This window comes from Pseudoalteromonas sp. NSLLW24 (assembly GCF_015864725.1).
Classification (GTDB): Bacteria; Pseudomonadota; Gammaproteobacteria; order Enterobacterales; family Alteromonadaceae; genus Pseudoalteromonas; species Pseudoalteromonas arctica.
In genome coordinates this window covers 280629-301187 of the sequence record NZ_JADYWQ010000004.1, presented here as the reverse complement: position 1 = coordinate 301187, position 20559 = coordinate 280629, and the positions used below count along the sequence as shown (strand labels likewise).

Here is a 20559-nt window from a genome sequence, read left to right as displayed (position 1 = left end):
CTAGTTTTGTCCGTCTGTTAGCAAATCGTCGAGCAGTTCATCCACGCTAACAGTGCAGCAAGGGGAGGGGTCTATGTTATACGACTCAAAGTTAGAAAAAGAAAATTGTGGCTTTGGCTTAATAGCCCAAGTTAATGGTCAAGCTAGTCATAGGCTTATTCGTACTGCTATTACGGGGCTTGATCGCATGCAGCACCGTGGTGGTATATCTGCCGATGGTAAAACAGGTGATGGCTGTGGTTTATTATTACAAAAACCAGATAGCTTTTTCCGTGCTATTGCTAGTGAACATAACTGGCACTTAGGCAAAAACTACGCAGTGGGTATGATATTTTTAAATTCAGACCCTGTTTTAGCGCAAGCTGCAAAACAAATACTTAGCGAAGAATTAGAAAAAGAAACGTTAAATATTTTAGGTTGGCGCGTTGTGCCAACTGACCCATCTATGTTGGGTCCTATTGCTGTACAGCAATTACCAGGTTTTGAACAAATTTTTGTTAGCGCGCCAGAAGGTTGGCGTTCTAAAGACTTAGAGCGTCGCTTATATGTAGCACGCCGCCGCGCTGAAAAGCGCATTGTTGATGACGAAGCTTTCTATATCGCAAGTTTATCTGGTTTGGTAACTATCTATAAAGGCTTAATGATGCCTGCAGATTTACCAAATTTTTACCTGGATTTAGCTGATATTCGTATGACGAGTGCGATTTGTGTTTTCCATCAGCGCTTTTCTACTAATACTCAGCCGCGTTGGCCTTTAGCTCAACCTTTCCGCTATTTAGCACACAATGGTGAAATTAATACTATTGAAGGTAACCGCCAGTGGGCACGCGCACGTTCATACAAGTTTGCGTCACCGCTTATTCCTGATTTACAAAGCGCAGCGCCGTTTGTAAACGAAACCGGTTCTGATTCATCAAGCCTAGATAATATGCTTGAGCTATTTTTAGCTGGTGGCATGGATTTATTCCGCGCTATGCGTATGCTCGTGCCACCTGCATGGCAGAAAAACCGTGCAATGGACGACGATTTACGTGCATTTTACGACTTTAACTCTATGCATATGGAACCATGGGATGGCCCCGCCGGTATTGTTATGTCGGATGGTCGTTTTGCGGCATGTAACTTAGACCGTAATGGACTTCGTCCTGCGCGTTATGTAATTACGCAAGATGGTTTTATTACACTCGCATCAGAAGTGGGTATTTGGGATTACACTGCCGATGAAGTAGTCGAAAAAGGCCGTGTAGGACCAGGTGAGCTGTTAGTAATTGATACTAAGCTTGGTAAAATTTGGCACTCAGATGAAATCGATCAAGATTTAAAGTCTCGCCATCCTTACAAGTCATGGCTTGAGGAGAACGTTAAGCGTTTAGTTCCATTTGAAGAGCTTACTGAACAAGACGCCGGTAATCGCTCATTTGATGACGAAACGCTAGCTAAATATCAAAAAATGTTTGGTTATACCAACGAAGAGCTTGATAGCGTTATTCGTGTAATGGGTGAAAACGGCCAAGAAGCAACCGGCTCAATGGGTGATGACACGCCATTTGCAGTGCTTAGTGAAGGGCATCGTTCGCTGTATGATTACTTCCGCCAAAAATTTGCGCAAGTAACAAACCCACCTATTGATCCACTGCGTGAAAATCATGTAATGTCGCTTGCGACATGTATTGGTAGTGAGCAAAACGTATTTAACGAAACAACAGGCCATGCTAAGCGCCTACAGTTTGATACGCCAATTTTAATGTACGCAGACATGCAGCAGCTATTAAATGCTGATGAAGCGCATTACAGCTACTGTAAAATTGATATTACCTACACAGTTGAAGAAGGTTTAGAAAATGCGGTAACGCGTATTTGTGACCAAGCACAAGAAAAAGCAGCCGCTGGTTGTATCATGCTTATTTTAACTGACCGTAACTTTAATGAAGCAAATTTGCCGATTCCAGCAGCTATGGCTGTAGGTGCGGTACAAAAACGATTAGTTGATAACAATCTTCGCTGTGAATCAAACATTATCATTGAAACCGGTAGCGTGCGTGATGCGCATCAGTTTGCTGTGTTATTAGGCTTTGGTGCTACGGCAATTTATCCATACCTTGCGTATGAATCGTTAGTTGCAATGAGCGACAGCAAAATTATTAATAAGTCGTATTGCGAAGTAACTCTTGCTTACCGTAAAGCCATTAACAAGGGCTTATACAAAATCATGTCTAAAATGGGCATAAGTACGGTTGCGTCATATCGCTGCTCAATGTTGTTTGAAGCGGTTGGTTTATCTGACGCTATTGTACAAATGTGCTTTAAAGGTGTGGCGAGTCGCATACAGGGCGCATGCTTTACCGACTTTGATGACGATCAGCAAAGCTTACACAAACTCGCTCTAAGTAAGCGTAAATTATTAAGCCACGGCGGCTTGTTTAAGTACGTACATGGCGGCGAGTATCATGCTTATAATCCTGATGTAATCCAAACCCTGCAAAAAGCAGTTCGTTCTGGTGAATACAGTGATTACAGTGAATATGCAAAACTTGTTAATACGCGTCCTATTGCCACTTTACGTGACATGCTTGCGCTTAAAATTCCAGAGCAAGGCATTAGCATCGATGATGTAGAGCCTGCAGAAAACCTATACAAGCGTTTCGATTCAGCAGCAATGAGTATTGGTGCATTATCGCCAGAAGCGCATGAGGCTCTAGCAATTGCAATGAACCGCTTAGGTGGTTGTTCAAACTCTGGTGAAGGCGGTGAAGATAAGCTGCGTTATGGTACCGAGAAAAACTCGCGTATTAAGCAAGTCGCTTCAGGTCGATTTGGCGTAACGCCGCATTACTTACGCAGTGCTGACGTTATTCAAATTAAAGTAGCGCAAGGTGCAAAACCAGGCGAAGGCGGTCAATTACCGGGTGAAAAAGTAACCCCATATATTGCTAAGCTTCGTTATTCTGTTCCAGGTGTTACGTTAATTTCGCCACCACCACATCACGATATTTACTCAATTGAAGATTTAGCGCAGCTAATTTTCGATTTAAAACAAGTAAACCCTAAAGCACTTATTTCTGTAAAACTGGTTTCAGAACCAGGCGTAGGAACCATTGCGACAGGTGTTGCTAAAGCGTATGCCGATTTAATTACTATTTCTGGCTACGATGGCGGTACAGGCGCAAGCCCACTTACTTCAGTTAAATATGCAGGTAGCCCATGGGAGCTAGGACTTGCTGAAACGCAGCAAGCCCTTGTTGAAAATGGACTGCGTCATCGCATTCGTTTGCAAACTGATGGTGGCTTAAAAACAGGTTTAGATATAATTAAAGCGGCAATTTTAGGTGCAGAAAGCTTTGGCTTTGGTACCGGCCCAATGGTTGCGCTTGGTTGTAAATACTTACGAATTTGCCATTTAAACAACTGTGCGACCGGTGTTGCAACACAAGACGAAACACTTCGTCAAAAGCATTACCACGGCTTACCAGAAATGGCGATGAACTACTTTAAGTTTATAGCGCAAGAAGCACGTGAAATCATGGCAAGCTTAGGTGTTGTAAACTTAACTGATTTAATCGGTCGTTTAGATTTGCTTGAAGCCATTGAAGGCAAAACAGCTAAACAGAAGAAAATTGATTTATCTTCAGTAATTGCTCAGCCTAATAACCCAACAGGTGAAACACTTTATTGTAGTGCGCCTAATAGCTCACATTATTTAGGAAAGCTTAATGAGAGCCTACTTGCTAAGGCGCAAGAAGCAATTGATGCTTCAAGCGGTATCTCACTAGTAAGTCGTATTTGTAATACGGACAGATCGGTAGGTGCAATGCTTTCTGGCTATATTGCTGATAAATATGGCAACCAAGGTATGGCGGCAGATCCTGTAGCAATTGAGCTACACGGTACTGCGGGTCAATCATTTGGTGTGTGGAATGCCGGCGGCCTTGAAATGACACTGGTTGGCGATGCAAACGATTACGTAGGTAAAGGCATGGCGGGTGGCAAGCTAGTTATTCGTCCACCACTTGGCTCTTCGTTCGAAAGTCACAAAGCCACAATTGCAGGCAACACATGTTTATACGGTGCAACAGGCGGCAAACTGTTTGCTGCAGGTTGTGCAGGCGAGCGCTTTGCAGTACGTAACTCAGGTGTGCAAGCGGTTGTTGAAGGTGTAGGTGACAACTGTTGTGAATACATGACGGGCGGCGTTGTATGTGTACTGGGCAATGTAGGCGTTAACTTTGGCGCGGGTATGACAGGTGGTTTTGCTTATATTTTAGATGAGCGAAATGATTTTGAAAAACGCATTAATCCAGAGCTTGTCGAAATAGTAACACTAGACGAATTAACGTCGCATCAAGAACATTTACGCGGCTTAATTGCTGAGCATTTAGAGCTTACGGGTTCGTGCAGAGCAGAAAGTATTTTGGCTAACTTTGAATTGTACTTACCTATGTTCAAATTAGTAAAACCAATATCAAGTGACGTAAAAAGTTTACTCGGGCATCGCGCTCGCAGTAGTGCCGAACTACGTGTTCAGGCGCAATAAGGGGGCAGTATGAGCGAAAATGTATATCAATTTATAGACGTGCAGCGTGTAGATCCACGCAAAAAACCAATCTCGTCACGTAAAAAATCTTTCGTAGAAATTTACGAACCCTTTTCAGAGAATCAGGTTAACTCACAAGCTGACCGTTGTTTAGATTGTGGTAACCCATACTGTGAGTGGAAATGTCCAGTACATAACTACATTCCACAATGGTTAAAGTTAATACGCACGGGCCGTATTATAGAGGCGGCTGAGCTTTCTCATCGTACAAATAGCTTACCAGAGGTTTGTGGGCGTGTTTGCCCACAAGACCGCTTGTGTGAAGGCTCGTGTACGCTCGATGAAGAGTTTGGTGCGGTTACAATTGGTAATATTGAAAAATACATTACTGATGAGGCATTTAAAATGGGCTGGAAGCCTGATATGTCTTATGTAACATGGACTGACAAAAAAGTAGCCATTATTGGTGCGGGCCCTGCAGGTTTAGGGTGTGCTGATATTTTAGTGCGAAATGGCGTTAAACCAGTAGTGTTTGATCGTCACCCAGAAATAGGTGGACTACTCACATTTGGTATTCCTTCTTTTAAACTTGAAAAATCAGTAATGCAAAAGCGCCGTGAAATTTTCACTGAAATGGGCGTAGAATTTAAGTTAAATGTTGAAGTAGGTGTTGATATTACACTTGATCAAATTTTAGCTGATTACGACGCTGTGTTTTTAGGGGTTGGTACGTATCAGAGTATGCGTGCAGGTCTTGAAAATGAAGATGCAGCGGGTGTTCACGATGCATTGCCGTTTTTGATTGGTAACACGAACCGTGTAATGGGCTACGACGAGACAAAACAACCGTGTATTGATATGGCTAATCAAAAAGTAGTTGTACTTGGCGGTGGTGATACAGCGATGGACTGTGTGCGTACGTCTATTCGACAAAATGCTGCAAAAGTAACGTGTGCTTATCGTCGTGATAAAGAAAATATGCCAGGCTCTAAACGTGAAGTTAAAAACGCGAAAGAAGAAGGCGTTATATTTACGTATAACGTTCAGCCTAAAGGCATTGTATTGAACGATAAAGGTAAAGTGACCGGCGTTAAAATGGTTAAAACTAAATTAGGCGAACCTGACGCAAAAGGCAGAAGCCGTGCTGAAGAAGTACCTGGTTCAGAACATGTTATTGAAGCTGATCAAGTTATTATGGCGTTTGGTTTCCAACCTCACAAAATGGATTGGTTAGAAAAATACGATGTAGAAATAAACAACTGGGGCGGTATTAACGCACCTGAACAAGGTGAGTTTACACATCAAACTACTAACCCTAAAATATTTGCTGGTGGCGACATTGTACGTGGTTCAGATTTAGTGGTAACTGCTATTTTTGAAGGACGTAACGCTGCAGAAGGTATTATGGATTACTTAAAAGTTTAATTTTTCGTTTTAAAATAACGATATTTAAAGCAAGCCAAGTGGCTTGCTTTTTTATTTGTTTTATCCAAATGTAATGTCAACGTAATTAGTGACAAATGGGGCTATATTTATACCACCTTTTGTATGGCTTTCTTGAACAACACCTTTTGTTAGTAACTTCATGTAGAAACCTTATATAGTAACTTTCAGAGAAACTGCTTTGTTATTATGGGTTGTTCTTTATAAGCCAAATGCGATTTCTTTGGGTATCTACTAAGCGGCTTTCAGGGCTCGTTTCATATATATAAACGTTATCGACACTTCTTTCTTCTATGTCGTTTATATACTCCAATACCAATTCGCTTAATTAAGTAATCTATTTTGAGATAACAAAATTATGTCGATAATGAGGCTAAAGTTTCGCTACTTAGGTGTTCTCGGCAATTACCTCTACATTGCTTTGTATTCATGCAGTCGTATCTCGAAAGTTTTAATGCAGTTAGCGCCAAGTTCAATCCTTGAAATTGATTGAGTATTATCGCGGATTGGTATAATGCGTGTATTTTTTTGTAACGGCACTTTTATTGATTAATGTGTTGTTTACTCGGTCCAGGCACAATTCATAGAATAGTTACTACCATCTTTAACTATGCAGGTTTAAATTATTTTTTGACTACCAGTCAGTTCGATTATTGCAGGAATAAAAGGGCGTACTTATATAATTTAGCAAATGGTATTAGTGCCAAGCAATTTAATATCGTAAAAATGTACTTACCTGAGATAAATGCAAGAGGCTAAAAATATGTGCACAATTGTCAGTGCTAATTACTAACCTTAATAGTTGATTTAAATATAAAGTAGGTTCATTATTGCACGCTGTTTACGGTTTGCTTACTTTATATCTATAAGTTTGCTTTTATACATTAATAAATAAATAGAAATTATGTACGAATATTCAAACAATTTAGAAAGGAAGCTCATTGTTCGGTTCTTTTCCTCAATAGGCTTTATAGCAACGTTTTCGATGGCTAGCTTAGCATTTATTAACAGTAGCTATTTATTAGCATTTACTTTGGTTGTTTCTTCGTTTGTTTACTTATCGGCGTTTAATATAGGTAGAGGTGTAGAGAAGTCTGCAACTGTAATTTTATATAACCTGTATGCACTGATGTTTTATCTTGTACTTACAGGAGGAGCACAAGGTACAGGGCCTATATGGATATTTATAGTGTCTCCTGTTACTTATTCAATTCGAGGGCTTAAACGAGGGACGTTTGATATTGTTTTATTTTTATCGGCGATTGTTCTCGGTTTCTATTGCGCTGATACATTTAATATATATGACTACAATCCTGAGCAGTTTCCAGTCAGAATCATACTCGCTTTTATAATTGTTGCATCGCTGAGTGGTTATTACGAATTTTCAAGAGAAAAATACAGCAGTAAATTAATTGCTTTAAGCCAAAAAAATGAATTTTTAGCAACTATAGATCCACTCACTAATCTGCCAAACCGTCGTTTCACTATGAATAAGCTTATAGCTTTTAAAAATGAGCTTAAAAATAATAATATTCCGTTTGTAATATTATTAGCTGATGTAGATAATTTTAAAAAAATTAATGATCAATTCGGCCATGATTTTGGCGATGAAGCTCTTATCCATTTAGCCAAAACATTTGAAAATAATATTCCGCAAAATGCGATTGCTTCACGTTGGGGCGGTGAGGAGTTTTTAATTGTGATTCCAAATGTAACCGTTGATGAGGGCGAGCTCGTTGCAGAAAAAATCCATAATGCCCTTAAAGCTTCAGCTGTAAGCTTATTTTCAGATAGTGTAAATATAACGCTAAGTATTGGCATCACAGCTGCAAACGCTGAGCGCTCAATTGACCTAGATATTAAGCATGCTGATGAACTACTTTATAAAGCAAAAGAGCAAGGTAAAAACAGAACGTGCTCTTTTTAAATGTTTATTTACTTTAATCCATTGAAAACGAATCAAGGGATGGCCTTATTTTAGCCTTTCTGCGTTTTAAGCTCATGTAGCATATTACAATACACGCAATCTGCATTGTAATTAAAACCCAATAACTAACACCTAAATCACTTAGTCCATTTATTTTTTCGCTAGTAAAGTAATAGGCCACAACGATTAGTTGAAAAACTAAAAAGCTATTTAAAAACTTAAATAAACGTTGTTTAAAACAAGTATGTTTATATTTACTAAATATAATTAAACAGGTGCTTAGTACTAATAACAACCAACTTAAAATTATACAAAAATCAACTAAAGTACTGTGCATTATTTAATCCTTGAAGACGTTATTTACTAACACATTAGGCGTGAGCCATTATTAGTTCTTTAGCATTTGCTTTAGCTGTTTTGCTTATGTTATCGCCGCCAAGTAAACGGGCTATTTCATTAATACGGCCATCTTTATTTAAAGGCAGCATATGAGTAAACGTTTCGCCTTGTGCTATTTCTTTAGCTACAAAAAATTGCTGATGTGCACTACTGGCAACTTGCGGTAAATGAGTAACACAAATTACTTGAGTTGATTTACCTAATTGGCGTAATAACTTACCTACAGCAGATGCCGTTGGGCCAGAAATACCTACATCAACTTCATCAAAAATAAGCGTTGGGGTTGTTACTTTTTGGGCAATAATTACCTGTATAGCAAGACTTATACGAGAAAGCTCACCACCTGATGCTACTTTAGCTAATGGCTGAAGTGGTTGCCCCGGATTAGTTGATACTAAAAACGAGACATTATCAAAGCCTAGGCTGTTTGGTGTACGATTACTCTCTTGAGTTAAGGCTATTTCAAAAACACCGTTTTCCATTGATAAATTAGCCATGCTTTCACTTATTAGTGTGTTAAGTGTATTAGCATACTCGCAGCGGCTTTTACTTAATTCATCAGCAGTTTGCTTGTAACTAAGTAACGCGCTTTCTATTTCTGACTCAAGCTGCTCCAGACGATTACTATTATTACTTATTGACTCAAGTTCTTGAGCAATCGATTGATGAAACTCAACTAACTGCTGTGGTTTTATATGATGCTTACGCGCTAAATCCATAGCACCACTTAGCCTATTTTCTACTTCAACTAAGCGGGCCGGGTCTAAATCTGCTTGCTCAGTGTAATTGCGCACTTCGCGGCTTGCTTCTTCAACTTGTACAGCGGCTTCGCTAAGCATAGCAGCTACGCTTGCTAAACTTTCGTCATATTGAGCCAGTTCGGTAAATTGTTGAGCGCTGTGCTGTAGTAATGAGCAAGCGTTTTGCTCATCACTTTCATATAAGTGTTGTAACTCACGTTGGCACGATTCTAATATTGTTTGGCTATTGCTTAGTTTGTAATGCTCAGCCTCAATTAAATCAAACTCATTTTCTTGTAATGCAAATTCATCAAGCTCAGCAACTTGATACTCTAACAATTGTTTTTGCGCTGCTTGTTGCTGCTGTTGTTGTTCTAAGTGTTTAAATTCTTTTTGTAAGTTAGCAAACTGTTTATAGTTTTTATTTACTGAGTTTACTAAGTGGTGATGCCCTGCATAGGCATCTAAAAGCTGTAACTGATGCTCAGCTTTTAATAAATATTGGTGGGCATGTTGTCCATGAATAGATATTAAATATTGACCAAGTTCTTTTAATTGTGATGCGGTAACTGCACTACCATTAATATAGCTCTTACTACGGCCATTTTTACAAACAACACGACGTAATAAGCACTCGTTGTCAGAAGTGCTTAGCATATGTTGCTCTAAAAATGCTTGAGCAAGCGGTAGATCTGTTAAGTCAAATTGTGCACATACTTCTGCTTTATCAGAGCTTGGGCGAACTGCTGATGCTTCAGCGCGCTCACCTAAGCATAGCGATAGGGCATCAATAGCAATAGATTTACCAGCACCTGTCTCACCTGTGATCGCAGTCATACCGCTGCGCCATTCTGTGCTTAAATTACTTACGATTGCAAAATTTTTAACTTCTAAACCAATTAACATACTGTTTATCCATCCAGTCAATTAACTGTTAATTTATACAGTGTTTTGGTTTTTTGCAAATTAATTTTTTATTATTTAAGCAACACTTACATCTTGAGTAAACTGTGTATCGGAAGTTTGGGAAGATGCATCAATTTGATCATCAACAATATCAGTAGGTTGTATACTCTCTTCGGTTTTAAGCAGAGCAATGAGGGGAGGTAATGTATTAATATAAAAACTCTTATTGTATAAAATGCCTTGCTGGGGCAACTCAGATACAAAGTACTGTATATTATCAATCAATGGTTGAATTATATTTGTTTGATTGATTTTAATTAACTCGTTGGACAACGTATTAATTAGTAGGTCGGCAGTATCTTCAAGCTGTTGCAAGTTCTCGTCTGTATGTGATTGAACAACAAAAAAATTATTTACAATAGCTTGAATGCGAGGAACGTATTTTGGGCGAATTATTTTAGCATCAAGTAGATCATTAAGCTTTGCTTTAAGGCGCGTATTTACATGCGAAACACGTTCATTAAATAGCTTTTTTCTAGCTTCTATCGCTTTTTTACGGTTACTCTCAATTTTGAGGTAACTGTATAAAAGTGTAATTAATAGCAGTAAAGCAAAGAATACTACATAAGTCATTGCTACTCGTTCCTAAATTAGTTGGTTATTATTTTAAGTCGCCATTTTGCTTTATAGTACTAAATTTGGCAATAAAATTAGTACAAACGACTACCCCAATTCAGTTTTGTACGTAAAACGTTGTAGTAAGAGTAATTTTTTGGATGAATTAAGCGCAATTGTTTATCGGCTTTTTTAATTACTACCTCATCGCCGGGTAATACGGCTAGCACTACGTGGCTGTCGCAGCTTACCTGTAGGCTATCTGTATTCTCTAGGCTTAGCTTTAAACGAACTTCATTATCGGCATCTACCACTAAAGGTCTGCTAGATAAGGTATGAGGAAACATAGGTACTAACGATATAGCATTTAGTTCTGGCGTTAATATTGGACCGCCACCTGAAAGTGAATACGCCGTAGAGCCTGTCGGGGTTGATACTATTAAACCATCGGAGCGCTGAGAAAACACAAAGTCATTATTTATAAAAGCTTCAAATTCAATCATGTGCGCTACTTTATCGGCATGAAGTACCGCTTCGTTAACGGCTGAGTTTGCACTTTTTAATTCGTTGTGGCGATATACTTCTACTTCTAATAAAAAACGTTTTTCTTCAAGATACTCACCACTGAGCACTTGCTCCAAGCTCGCTTCAAACCCTTCGGGGTTTAAATCAGTTAAAAAACCAAGGTTGCCTCTATTTACACCAATTACAGCAATGTTAAAGCGCGCAAGTACGCGTGCTGCGCCAAGCATGTTACCGTCACCGCCTACAACAATGGCTAAATCGGCTTGTTCACCTAAGTCGACTAACTTAACAAGTTTGTCATGCGGAATATCGTCTAACTGACTCCCTGTGCGTTTTTCTACTATTACCTCAAAGCCAAGCGCAAGTAAAAAGGTATGTAAACGCTGAAGGGTAGCAGCGGCTCCCGGGTGATTAGGTTTGCCAATTAGGCCTATGGTGTTAAAAGGAGAGTCCATAATGTACGCACAAAGAGATTTAATAATAGTAGAGTAACTCAAAACAGAAGTGTTTGAAAATACAGATTATAGCAATATTATAAACCTTCAATTTTATTCGTAGTGAGTTAGCTGCACGACTTGAAAAAGAACTAAACGCCCCGATATCTCTTTCATGCAACAAGATGTAGATACCATGAAACTAAACCCACGAGATCAGCAAATTTTTTCAGCTGTTATGAACATGTACTGTAATGGTGAAGGCTTGCCTGTTCCATCAACAAAAATTGCCAAGCTCAAAGGCATGGCAGTGTGTTCGGCTACGGTTCGTAATGCTATGGCTCGCTTAGAAAAAGTGGGCTTATTGTATTCACCTCATACATCCGCAGGGCGAGTGCCGACAAATGAAGGGTTTGATTATTGGTTTGACGAATTTTTTGTGCTTGCTGATATTGCTAATTATTGGCAACCACAGCAGTCACAACTCGTTGAGCTAGCGCATGGTTTAAGCCAAAAATATCAAGTATGTTGTTGTGTTGGTTTACCTCAAGCCAGTTCACAGCAAGTGTTTAGAGTAGAAGTGCTTGATTTTGATTCTACCGACTGGCTTATTTTATTAATAGATAGGGCAGGGCAGAGTCACAATATTTGTATTGATAAACCTCATGATTCGTCAGACTCTGTTCGTTATCAATTTGCCACGTGGTTGAATACTGTATTTAGCCAACAAACCTTAATGGAAGGTTTGTACCGTATGCAAGCTATGGCAAATACAGCGCCTCGAAATTGTCATGATTCGCTTAATCAATGGACGCGACAACTAAGCCAAAAATTAGGCTCAGATAATAGTATTGTTGTTGGTGAAAATTACCTCTACAAACAAATAGACTGCGAACAAAGTTTAAATATTGGTGTTTCGTTTTTAAATTATGTAGAAGATAAGCTTGCTTTTAAAAATGGTGTATCGGTACTTAATAGCGAAAAATTACCTTTTACTGAGTGCGATGAATTAATTGTAATAAGCGTGCCGTACTTTAAAAATCAAGAATATCAAAGCCGTTTTTGTATCATTTGTCCTAAATCAGCGCAGATTGAAGAAATAATTCAAGAATTTAAATTAATTGAGGCATCTAACTCTTGAATCTTTTTATTCAATCCCCATAATTACCGCAGTTGTAAAGAATTGGAGCACGTATTTTATGTCTGAGCAGACACAAAACCCTGAGCAAGAAGTAGAATTAAACGAAGAAATTTCTAAAATGCAGGCTGATGTAGAAGCAGCAGTAGAAGCCGCTGATCAGCATGCAGAACAAGAACAAAGCCCTGAAGCAGAAATTGCGATGTTATATGCAGAGCTTGAAGCTGCAAAGCAAACAATTGCTGATCAAAAAGACGGTGTTGTTCGTGCCGCAGCAGATGTAGATAATATTCGTCGTCGTGCAGCACAAGATGTAGAAAAAGCGCATAAATTTGCACTAGAAAAATTTGCTAACGAATTACTACCTGTAATTGATAACCTTGAACGTGCTATTGAATTTTCTGATAAAGAAAATGAGACACTAAAGCCGTTGCTTGAAGGTATCGATATGACGGTTAAGAGCTTTAATGACGCTGTTTCTAAATTTGGTGTTGAAATTGTAAACCCACAAGGTGAGCAGTTTAATCCAGATTTTCATCAAGCAATGTCAATTCAACCAAGTAACGATGTAACACCTAATACAGTACTTGCTGTTATGCAAAAAGGTTACACATTGAATGGTCGTTTATTACGCCCTGCAATGGTTATGGTTTCTAAAGCTGCTGACGCTTAATTAATTTAAGGTTATTAGCTTTGATAAAATGCCTCATATTGAGGCATTTTTTTTGTCTTTTTTATAGTGAATTAGCTGTACGAGCATAGTGAGTAACACAGCACTAAACATTAAACTTGAAAATGGTACTGCGCTTTTTGCATGCATAATGGCGAGTAACGGGCCAACTAATGCACCACTACCAAAACGAAGTGTGCCAATTACGGCCGTTGCTGTACCTGTGTTTCTTTCAAACTTCACCAATATTAGCGAATCAGCATTACTTGCAGTGACACCTAAACTCATCATTAATGGCGCAATAGCAGCCACAATATAATAAAGTGATAAGTGCAATAAGCTAAATGTTAACAGCGCAAGCCCCGATACAAACCCACAAACAAGTCCAATATAGAGCATTTTTCGAGAGCCCAGCCTTGGTACAATTCGCGTATTTAAAAAGTTACCAAACATAAGCGCCATTACATTAAACGCAAATAACACACCAAATAACTGTTCTGACACTTCATATAAATCTAAATAAATAAATGGTACTGAGGTCAAAAAGCAAAAAAATCCAAACGATACAAACATAGAACTGAGTATATCCGCACGTGCGTCTTTATTACTCAGTACTGTTTTATAGCTATCAAAAAATAGAGCGAGGCCTTTTTTCTCATTTTTATGAATAGGTATATCTATTAAATACACTTGTACAAACGCTAATATTAAAAAGCTATATCCAGCAAGAACCAAAAATATGGTTGACCAAACAGAAAATCCTAAAATAAACGAACCAACAGAGGGGGCTACTAACGGTGCTACCATCATGATCATCGACACATACGACATTCCCTTAGCTGTATTTTGCTGATAAATATGGCGAATAATACCTGGTACGACTACGGTAGCTGCAGCTCCCGTAAATGCTTGCACTGCTCTAAGAGTCCAAAACGCATGGATTTCGGTTGTAAATGCGAGTGCAAGTGAGCTTGCGCCAAATAGGGTTAAGCCAATACGTGCGAGCTTACGGCGGCCAATTTGATCGGCAATAGGGCCAAAAAATAACATCCCCAATGAATAACCCGCTAAGTAAATACTCAACGATATTTGTACATTTGGCATATTAGTTTGTAAATCGCTTGCAATTACCAGCATGGCAGGCAAATACATATCAATAGCCAAAGGAGTAATCGCCACGATACTGGCTAATAAAGGCAATAAAATACGGGTATTAAAAGACGAGGCTGAGGCGTCCATGTGTAAACTCAACAATCACTAAAAACAAGGGCTATAGTGTAACAGGGCATTGTATTTGGATAAACTTAGTTTGCCTGCTAAGTTTATCGTCTTATCGCATCTTTTTAATATAAAGGTATATAAAGCAAATATTTTAAATTGGTACTGTGTTTGCTATTCTACAAGCAATAAAAAATTCATTACTTAAGAGAATTATCATGAAAAAACTAGTACTTGCAGTATTAGCGACAGCCGTTTTAGTCGGTTGTAAAACGTCACCAACAGGACGCACTCAAATAGCGCTTTACTCAGATCAACAAATGAGTGAAATGGGCACTGCTAGTTTTGCAGATATGAAAAAAAGCCAACCAATTAATAAAGATGCAAAAACAAATGCATATGTAAATTGCATTGCTGAAAAAGTAGTGGCTGTATTACCAAAAGAATACGCGTCGCAAAATTGGGAAGTAGTTGTATTTGAAGATGAATCTGCTAATGCTTTTGCACTACCTGGTGGTTACATTGGGGTTCATACGGGCTTATTAAAAATAGCCACCAATCAAGACCAACTAGCAACAGTGCTAGGGCACGAAGTAGGGCACGTAATTGCTGAGCATTCTAATGAACGTGTTTCACAAAGCTCTATTTTAGATACCGGTATGCAACTTGGTAGTGCAGCACTTGAAATGGGTAACATTCAATATCGTAATGAAATTATGCAGGGTCTAGGCTTAGGCGCACAGTATGGTGTTGTTTTGCCATTTAGCCGTTCGCACGAGTCAGAAGCTGATGAAATTGGCTTAGATTTAATGGCGGAAGCAGGCTTTAATCCACAAGAATCAGTAACCCTTTGGCAAAATATGAGTGCTGCAGGCAGTGGTACAACACCTGAGTTTTTATCAACTCACCCAGCGCCAACTAACCGTATTAAAAACTTACAAGCGCAAATGAGCAAGGCTCTTGGCGAACAAAGTACAGCTAAAGCGCAGGGTAAAAACCCACAATGTAAGCTGTAATTTAGCTTATATAATAAAAACCCTGTAAATAGTTTACTTACAGGGTTTTTGTTTTTTTACTATAAAAACTTATTATCTAGTATTCAGGTTATTTAGTATTAAGTGCCTTGTTAAATACGTCTTTAAAACGATCAAAATCTTCAATTTGCGGCAAATGACCTAAATTATTCAGTTCAAATAGTTGAGCATTAGGGATAAGTGATGCAGCATGCTTACCTAACTTATCGTATCGACCAAGCTCGTAATCAACACCGTCTTTTTTCCAGTTGCGACCTGGACCGGTCCTGTCTCGTGTACCAATAATTAATTTAACCGGCACAGTTAAATCTTTAAATTCGGTTATTACAGGCTGAGTGAAAATCATGTCATATGTTTTAGCATTTACCCACGCCATTTTTTCTTTATCTGGGCCTTGTATTTGCCCTGTTATAAAGTCAGTTAAGGCTGAATATGTTGTATTCCACTTACCATCGTAGTAATTTTTTTGTTGATACTTTCTTACACCTTCAGGTGTTTTTGCTAATTCATTTTTATAGAAAAAGTTAGTATCTTTGTAATCAACATACTGCAAGTAGTTTTCAAGCCCAATAGGGTTTACTAAAATTAGCTTTTTAGTAGTGTTTGGATACATTAAAGCAAAACGACTCGCTAGCATCCCGCCCATAGAGTGCCCAAGTACAATCGACTCTTTAATATTAAGTGAATCTATTAACGCGTGAGTATGATGAGCAAGCGTCGCAAACGAATACTGGTAATTAGTTGGCTTAGACGACTTGCCAAAACCAATTTGATCAGGAATTAATACGCCGTAACCTAAAGATTGCAGATACTGAGCGGTTGTAGTCCAGTAGTCAGCGTTAAAATTTTTGCCATGCATAAGTGTAACTGTAGGCATATCGGCTTTAGTTGGCTTTAAGTAAATATAAGCCATTTTTAATGATTGTTTTTGCGACTCAAGTGCAAAGTAATTTACCTTAAAATCGTATTCGTAATTGCTTAATAGTGCATCATAAGAAAGGGCGGATGTATCTTGAGAAGGGCCAGCTAAGGCATTGTTTGTTAGTACTAATAAAGTAGAGAAACAAATAACTTTAATCGACGACATTCAGTTACTCCTATTAAAGGCGAGCGCTTGGCTTAAAAAGAAGTACAACAATAACTAAGTATTTAAACCTGTTCAATTAAATGTTTTACGTGGACGAAAAAAAGCGAAGCTAAAATAGTGCTTCGCTTATTATTACTGAGTAAAGAGCTGATTGTTGAAGCTTAAAATGTCCACTCAATATGGATTTGTGGTACCGATTCAGTGACTTCAGTACCTAATTTGTTGTGCCAGTATTGTAATTCCATTCCCAGCAGTAGTGTGTTTTCTTTCATTTGAAGGGCGTGACCCATATCCCACACTAAAATAGGCTGTGCTAGTATCCAAGCTTGTACATCGTTACCAAATTCATCTTCACGCTCTGCTATGTATTCAGCGTGGCCTTTAAAGCTAAACTTTTGTGAGCCAATAGTGAAAGGATATTCAAAAGCTACATCAAGCATCCAGCTATTAGTTTCAATAGGTGCGCCGCCTTTTGCTACACCTTCACTATCGTCAATGTAGGCTGTGAACAGCGTTTGAAAAAAGTTAAACCCAGGTACATCCCAGCTTAATTTAACACCTGGTAGATACTTCATTACTTTTGCATCACCAGCAACGTTAATACCGCCCGTTAGGCCAACATCTAATAATGCGCCAGAGCCAATTTGCTTACCAGTGATGGCAGATAAGCTTACCGTTGAATACCACTCACCATAAAAATCAGCATCTTGGTAACCATCATCTATATCGTCTTTACTGTAATCGATAAAAAAGAAGTTATCGCCGTAGTCATAGCCCGATGCATGTTGAACCGAGTAAACTGTAGTGTCTGACTCTTGCTCAGTGAATGGATTTTTTTGGCTGCCATTATTTATATGTAGTGCTGTACTGCTCCAATTGGCAGCAAAAGCCGACGATGATAAAGCTAGAGAAGTAAGGGTAATAAAAGGGAGTAATTTTTTAAATTTCATAACTGTTTAATAACTATAATTTTAGTGACACGCGGAAGCGGCAATTATAGCAGAAGAGATTGATTTGTTGATCGCTAATTTAACACATGTTGCAGCCTACTTAATAAGCTGCAACATGTAATAACTCAATGTATTACGCTTTATTACGGCGTAAACAAATAATAGTAATCGCCGTAAATGCTAAAATAAAACAGTAATAAGAAGACGTTGATACTTCCCACGGGCTAATTTTAAACGTAGCACCTAACAGTAGCGCTTGTGCGCCATAAGGAAGTGAGCCTTGCGTTACACAAGCAAATATATCAAGTAAACTTGCAGAGCGTTTACCGCTTATTTCACCATCATCTGCCAGCTTTTTAGCAATAGGGCCAGCAACAATAATAGATACGGTGTTATTGGCAATACACATATTACTTGTCATAACCAATGCTGCAATACCTAATTGATCGGCCACTTTACGGTGCCATTTTGCGATGATTTTAGTTATGGCTTGAATTTTTTGAGCAATGTAATCAAGGCCACCGTTAATCCGAATAAATTCAGATAAGCCACCTATAAACATTGATAGTAAAAATATTTCCTGCATATCGGTAAAGCCTTTGTAAATATCTTTTACAAAGCTTGCGCCTTCATAACTTCCTGTAAAGCCCATTAATGCAGCAAAAATAATACCGCTAAACAACACTACAAATACGTTCAAGCCAGCAACGGCTAACACTAAAATAAAGGCATAAGGAAGTACTAACCAAATATCGTAATCTTTGGTTTCAACAACTTGCGCCGCAGGTGTTAAATAAAACAATAAGCCAATAGTTAGTATTGCAGCAGGGACTGCAATTTTAAGATTCTCTTTAAACTTGTCTTTCATTTCACAGCCCTGTGTACGTGTGGCTGCAATAGTCGTGTCTGAAATAATTGATAAGTTATCGCCAAACATAGCACCAGATACAATCGTACCTGCCATTAAAGCAGGATCGATACCTGTTTTAATTGATACCGCATAGGCAATAGGCCCAATAGCACCAATCGTTCCCATAGACGTACCCATTGCAGTAGATACAACCGCTGCAATTAAAAATAAACCAGGAAGTAATAGCGAAGGTGGAATAAGTGATAAGCCAGCATTTACTACCGCATCTACACCACCGGTTGCACTGGCAACGGCAGAAAACGCACCTGCAAGTAAGTAGATTAAACACATGGTAATAATATTGTTGTGTCCGGCACCTTTAATAAAGGTCTCTACACATTCGTTTACTGTGCCTTTATTTAATATAAACGCAAGCATAATAGCGGGTAATATAGCCACTGGAGCAGGAAGTTGATAAAAAGCGTAATCAACCCCTTGCGATTGTAAATATAAACCAGAGCCCAAAAATAGTGCTACAAAGGTTAAAAGGGGTAGTAAAGAAAGTATTGCTTTGTTTTTGTTAAATGATGGCTGCATCATAATCCTCGAAACCAGTTAATTTACAACAGCCAAAAATTCCTCTTTTAGCTGAATTTAGCAAATCTACCTACTATGTTAATCATTAACAAAATTAGGAGAGTGCAGCGCCCGCAAGCCAAAGACCAAATCGACGCGAAAGAGAAGTTTAAATGTATAGATGGCTAAAGTAAACTGGTATTGTTATTATTATTAAATTAAAAGGTCACCTGACTATTGCATGACTTTTAGATAATATCTACAAAGTAATGCTATTTTCAGCGATTAATATTTGTCCAACTGCATAAAAATACCTAAGCGCGTATTTGTAATGCACCGGATATATACTTAGATTAGTAAAAAACGGATCCAAATTTAAATTAGGTAAAAACAATGACTACAAATCGAATAGGCGTTTTTGGTGCTAATGGCAGAATGGGCTTAGCTTTATTAGAAGCCGCGACAATTAAAGAGCAAACACAACTTACAGGTGCATACGTTCGTAGCAGTTCATCGTTATTAGGTATTAATGTAAATCAAGTAAATAGCGCCGCCGATAACAGTGTTAGCTTTAGCGAAGAAACCACAATAGATAATGTAGATGTTTTAATCGACTTTACGCTTCCCGCTGGTATGAAAAACCATTTAAAAACCGCTGTAGCACAAAAAATTCCTATGGTTATTGGTACAACGGGCTTAACAAGCGACGATATGGCACTTTTACACGATGCCGCTAAGCATATTCCTATTGTATTTGCGCGAAACTACAGTGTAGGAGTCAATGTACTACTGAACCTTGTGCAAACCGCAGCGACCAAATTTGGTGACGATTTAGATATTGAAATATTTGAAGCGCATCATCGTCATAAAATCGATGCGCCATCGGGCACAGCATTAGCCATTGGCGAATCAATTGCACAGGCTAAAGGCTGGGACCACGACGAGGTTGCTGTATACGACCGCAGCCAAGTGGAGACAGCTAAATCGCAAAATGAAATTGGTTATTCGGTACTAAGAGGGGGCGATATAGTAGGTGAACACACCGCATACTTCGCTACAATGGGCGAAAGGCTCGAATTAACCCATAAAGCAAGTTCAAGAATGACATTCGCTCTAGGTGCTGTAAGGGCTGCAAGCTGGTTGAAAAACAAACCTGTAGGACTTTATGATATGCAAGATGTACTAGATCTGAAGTAGTTTAGTTACTTTTTTAACTGTTTGGGTCTAATTTTGCCTACAGTGACTTGTTTGTAACAATTTACTAAATAATATTAGACCTAAAAGCTAACTTAATGTAATATGCAGCCAATTTGCCAAAAATTACTAAATGCGTGTTTCCAATTATACCCAAGTGGCTAGTAAATCCGGGGTTTCAGTGGGAATAAAAATAGTTTTAGGCAAGAAAAAATGATTGAAGGTTGAATGCTTTACATCTGCATCATTTAAGACTGCGTAAAACAATTTAAGCTCACAGAAATCTGGTTTTGACGATCCCTCTGGGTATTGGCGGGGTGTT

Annotated in this window: 14 protein-coding genes; 7 read left to right on the top strand and 7 right to left on the bottom strand. The window is 38.6% G+C overall.

The genetic code is table 11. The features are described 5' to 3' along the window. Window positions 1-73 precede the first annotated feature (73 nt). The 3 genes from gltB to I6E72_RS06110 all read left to right on the top strand — a co-directional run bounded on the left by gltB (window position 74) and on the right by I6E72_RS06110 (window position 7901). On the top strand, window positions 74-4531 hold the full coding sequence (gene gltB / locus I6E72_RS06120) for a glutamate synthase large subunit (protein ID WP_101216462.1): 4458 nt from the start codon (window positions 74-76) through the stop codon (window positions 4529-4531). A 9-nt stretch (window positions 4532-4540) separates the two neighbouring features. Continuing rightward, window positions 4541-5956 carry an FAD-dependent oxidoreductase gene (locus I6E72_RS06115; RefSeq protein ID WP_007584567.1) on the top strand — a complete coding sequence of 472 codons (1416 nt, stop codon included), beginning with the start codon at window positions 4541-4543 and terminating at the stop codon, window positions 5954-5956. A 922-nt stretch (window positions 5957-6878) separates the two neighbouring features. Then, entirely contained in the window at window positions 6879-7901 is a 1023-nt protein-coding gene (locus I6E72_RS06110) for a GGDEF domain-containing protein (RefSeq protein ID WP_331459070.1), read from the top strand. Between the two features lie 371 nt (window positions 7902-8272). On the opposite strand, the gene recN is transcribed toward I6E72_RS06110, so the two are convergent. From recN to nadK, 3 genes are all read right to left on the bottom strand, one after another. Then, window positions 8273-9946 carry a DNA repair protein RecN gene (recN, locus tag I6E72_RS06105; protein ID WP_007584560.1) on the bottom strand — a complete coding sequence of 558 codons (1674 nt, stop codon included), beginning with the start codon at window positions 9944-9946 and terminating at the stop codon, window positions 8273-8275. Between the two features lie 75 nt (window positions 9947-10021). Then, the gene (locus I6E72_RS06100) at window positions 10022-10579 is read right to left on the bottom strand and encodes a hypothetical protein (RefSeq protein ID WP_007584558.1); all 558 of its coding nucleotides are present in this window, start codon (window positions 10577-10579) and stop codon (window positions 10022-10024) included. 77 nt (window positions 10580-10656) lie between these two features. Continuing rightward, the gene (nadK, locus tag I6E72_RS06095; protein ID WP_004335384.1) at window positions 10657-11541 is read right to left on the bottom strand and encodes an NAD(+) kinase; all 885 of its coding nucleotides are present in this window, start codon (window positions 11539-11541) and stop codon (window positions 10657-10659) included. Window positions 11542-11695: 154 nt separating this feature from the next. Here nadK and I6E72_RS06090 point away from each other — a divergent pair, with 154 nt between their 5' ends. Beyond that, a complete protein-coding gene (locus I6E72_RS06090) occupies window positions 11696-12661 on the top strand; it encodes an HrcA family transcriptional regulator (RefSeq protein WP_024590838.1) in 966 nt (321 codons plus the stop codon). A 58-nt stretch (window positions 12662-12719) separates the two neighbouring features. Then, window positions 12720-13331, top strand: a complete 612-nt coding sequence (grpE, locus tag I6E72_RS06085) for a nucleotide exchange factor GrpE (protein ID WP_007375833.1) — start codon at window positions 12720-12722, stop codon at window positions 13329-13331. A gap of 33 nt (window positions 13332-13364) precedes the next feature. Here grpE and I6E72_RS06080 read toward each other — a convergent pair whose 3' ends face one another. After that, window positions 13365-14567 (bottom strand): Bcr/CflA family efflux MFS transporter, encoded by a 1203-nt coding sequence (locus tag I6E72_RS06080; protein ID WP_197111476.1) that lies wholly within the window; start codon window positions 14565-14567, stop codon window positions 13365-13367. Between the two features lie 197 nt (window positions 14568-14764). On the opposite strand from I6E72_RS06080, the gene I6E72_RS06075 reads away from it, so the two are divergent. After that, window positions 14765-15562: a M48 family metallopeptidase gene (locus tag I6E72_RS06075; RefSeq protein ID WP_197111475.1), complete on the top strand. Its 798-nt coding sequence runs from the start codon at window positions 14765-14767 to the stop codon at window positions 15560-15562. A gap of 88 nt (window positions 15563-15650) precedes the next feature. Here I6E72_RS06075 and I6E72_RS06070 read toward each other — a convergent pair whose 3' ends face one another. The 3 genes from I6E72_RS06070 to I6E72_RS06060 form a co-directional block, all read right to left on the bottom strand. Further along, window positions 15651-16667, bottom strand: coding sequence for an alpha/beta fold hydrolase (locus tag I6E72_RS06070; RefSeq protein ID WP_197111474.1), 1017 nt, complete (start codon window positions 16665-16667; stop codon window positions 15651-15653). A gap of 161 nt (window positions 16668-16828) precedes the next feature. After that, on the bottom strand, window positions 16829-17617 hold the full coding sequence (locus I6E72_RS06065; RefSeq protein WP_197111473.1) for a nucleoside-binding protein: 789 nt from the start codon (window positions 17615-17617) through the stop codon (window positions 16829-16831). Window positions 17618-17750: 133 nt separating this feature from the next. Beyond that, window positions 17751-19064 carry a Na+/H+ antiporter NhaC family protein gene (locus I6E72_RS06060; RefSeq protein ID WP_010553416.1) on the bottom strand — a complete coding sequence of 438 codons (1314 nt, stop codon included), beginning with the start codon at window positions 19062-19064 and terminating at the stop codon, window positions 17751-17753. Window positions 19065-19436: 372 nt separating this feature from the next. Between I6E72_RS06060 and dapB the strand changes: the two genes are divergently transcribed. Further along, complete coding sequence (gene dapB / locus I6E72_RS06055) at window positions 19437-20240, top strand: 4-hydroxy-tetrahydrodipicolinate reductase (RefSeq protein ID WP_024592675.1); 804 nt, start codon at window positions 19437-19439, stop codon at window positions 20238-20240. Window positions 20241-20559: the final 319 nt, after the last annotated feature.

Bases quoted from the DNA above. Each gene is read 5' to 3' on its own strand.
- gltB (WP_101216462.1), top strand. From the start codon at position 74: ATGTTATACGACTCAAAGTTAGAAAAAGAAAATTGTGGCTTTGGCTTA.
- I6E72_RS06115 (WP_007584567.1), top strand. From the start codon at position 4,541: ATGAGCGAAAATGTATATCAATTTATAGACGTGCAGCGTGTAGATCCA.
- I6E72_RS06110 (WP_331459070.1), top strand. From the start codon at position 6,879: ATGTACGAATATTCAAACAATTTAGAAAGGAAGCTCATTGTTCGGTTC.
- recN (WP_007584560.1), bottom strand. From the start codon at position 9,946: ATGTTAATTGGTTTAGAAGTTAAAAATTTTGCAATCGTAAGTAATTTA.
- I6E72_RS06100 (WP_007584558.1), bottom strand. From the start codon at position 10,579: ATGACTTATGTAGTATTCTTTGCTTTACTGCTATTAATTACACTTTTA.
- nadK (WP_004335384.1), bottom strand. From the start codon at position 11,541: ATGGACTCTCCTTTTAACACCATAGGCCTAATTGGCAAACCTAATCAC.
- I6E72_RS06090 (WP_024590838.1), top strand. From the start codon at position 11,696: ATGCAACAAGATGTAGATACCATGAAACTAAACCCACGAGATCAGCAA.
- grpE (WP_007375833.1), top strand. From the start codon at position 12,720: ATGTCTGAGCAGACACAAAACCCTGAGCAAGAAGTAGAATTAAACGAA.
- I6E72_RS06080 (WP_197111476.1), bottom strand. From the start codon at position 14,567: ATGGACGCCTCAGCCTCGTCTTTTAATACCCGTATTTTATTGCCTTTA.
- I6E72_RS06075 (WP_197111475.1), top strand. From the start codon at position 14,765: ATGAAAAAACTAGTACTTGCAGTATTAGCGACAGCCGTTTTAGTCGGT.
- I6E72_RS06070 (WP_197111474.1), bottom strand. From the start codon at position 16,667: ATGTCGTCGATTAAAGTTATTTGTTTCTCTACTTTATTAGTACTAACA.
- I6E72_RS06065 (WP_197111473.1), bottom strand. From the start codon at position 17,617: ATGAAATTTAAAAAATTACTCCCTTTTATTACCCTTACTTCTCTAGCT.
- I6E72_RS06060 (WP_010553416.1), bottom strand. From the start codon at position 19,064: ATGCAGCCATCATTTAACAAAAACAAAGCAATACTTTCTTTACTACCC.
- dapB (WP_024592675.1), top strand. From the start codon at position 19,437: ATGACTACAAATCGAATAGGCGTTTTTGGTGCTAATGGCAGAATGGGC.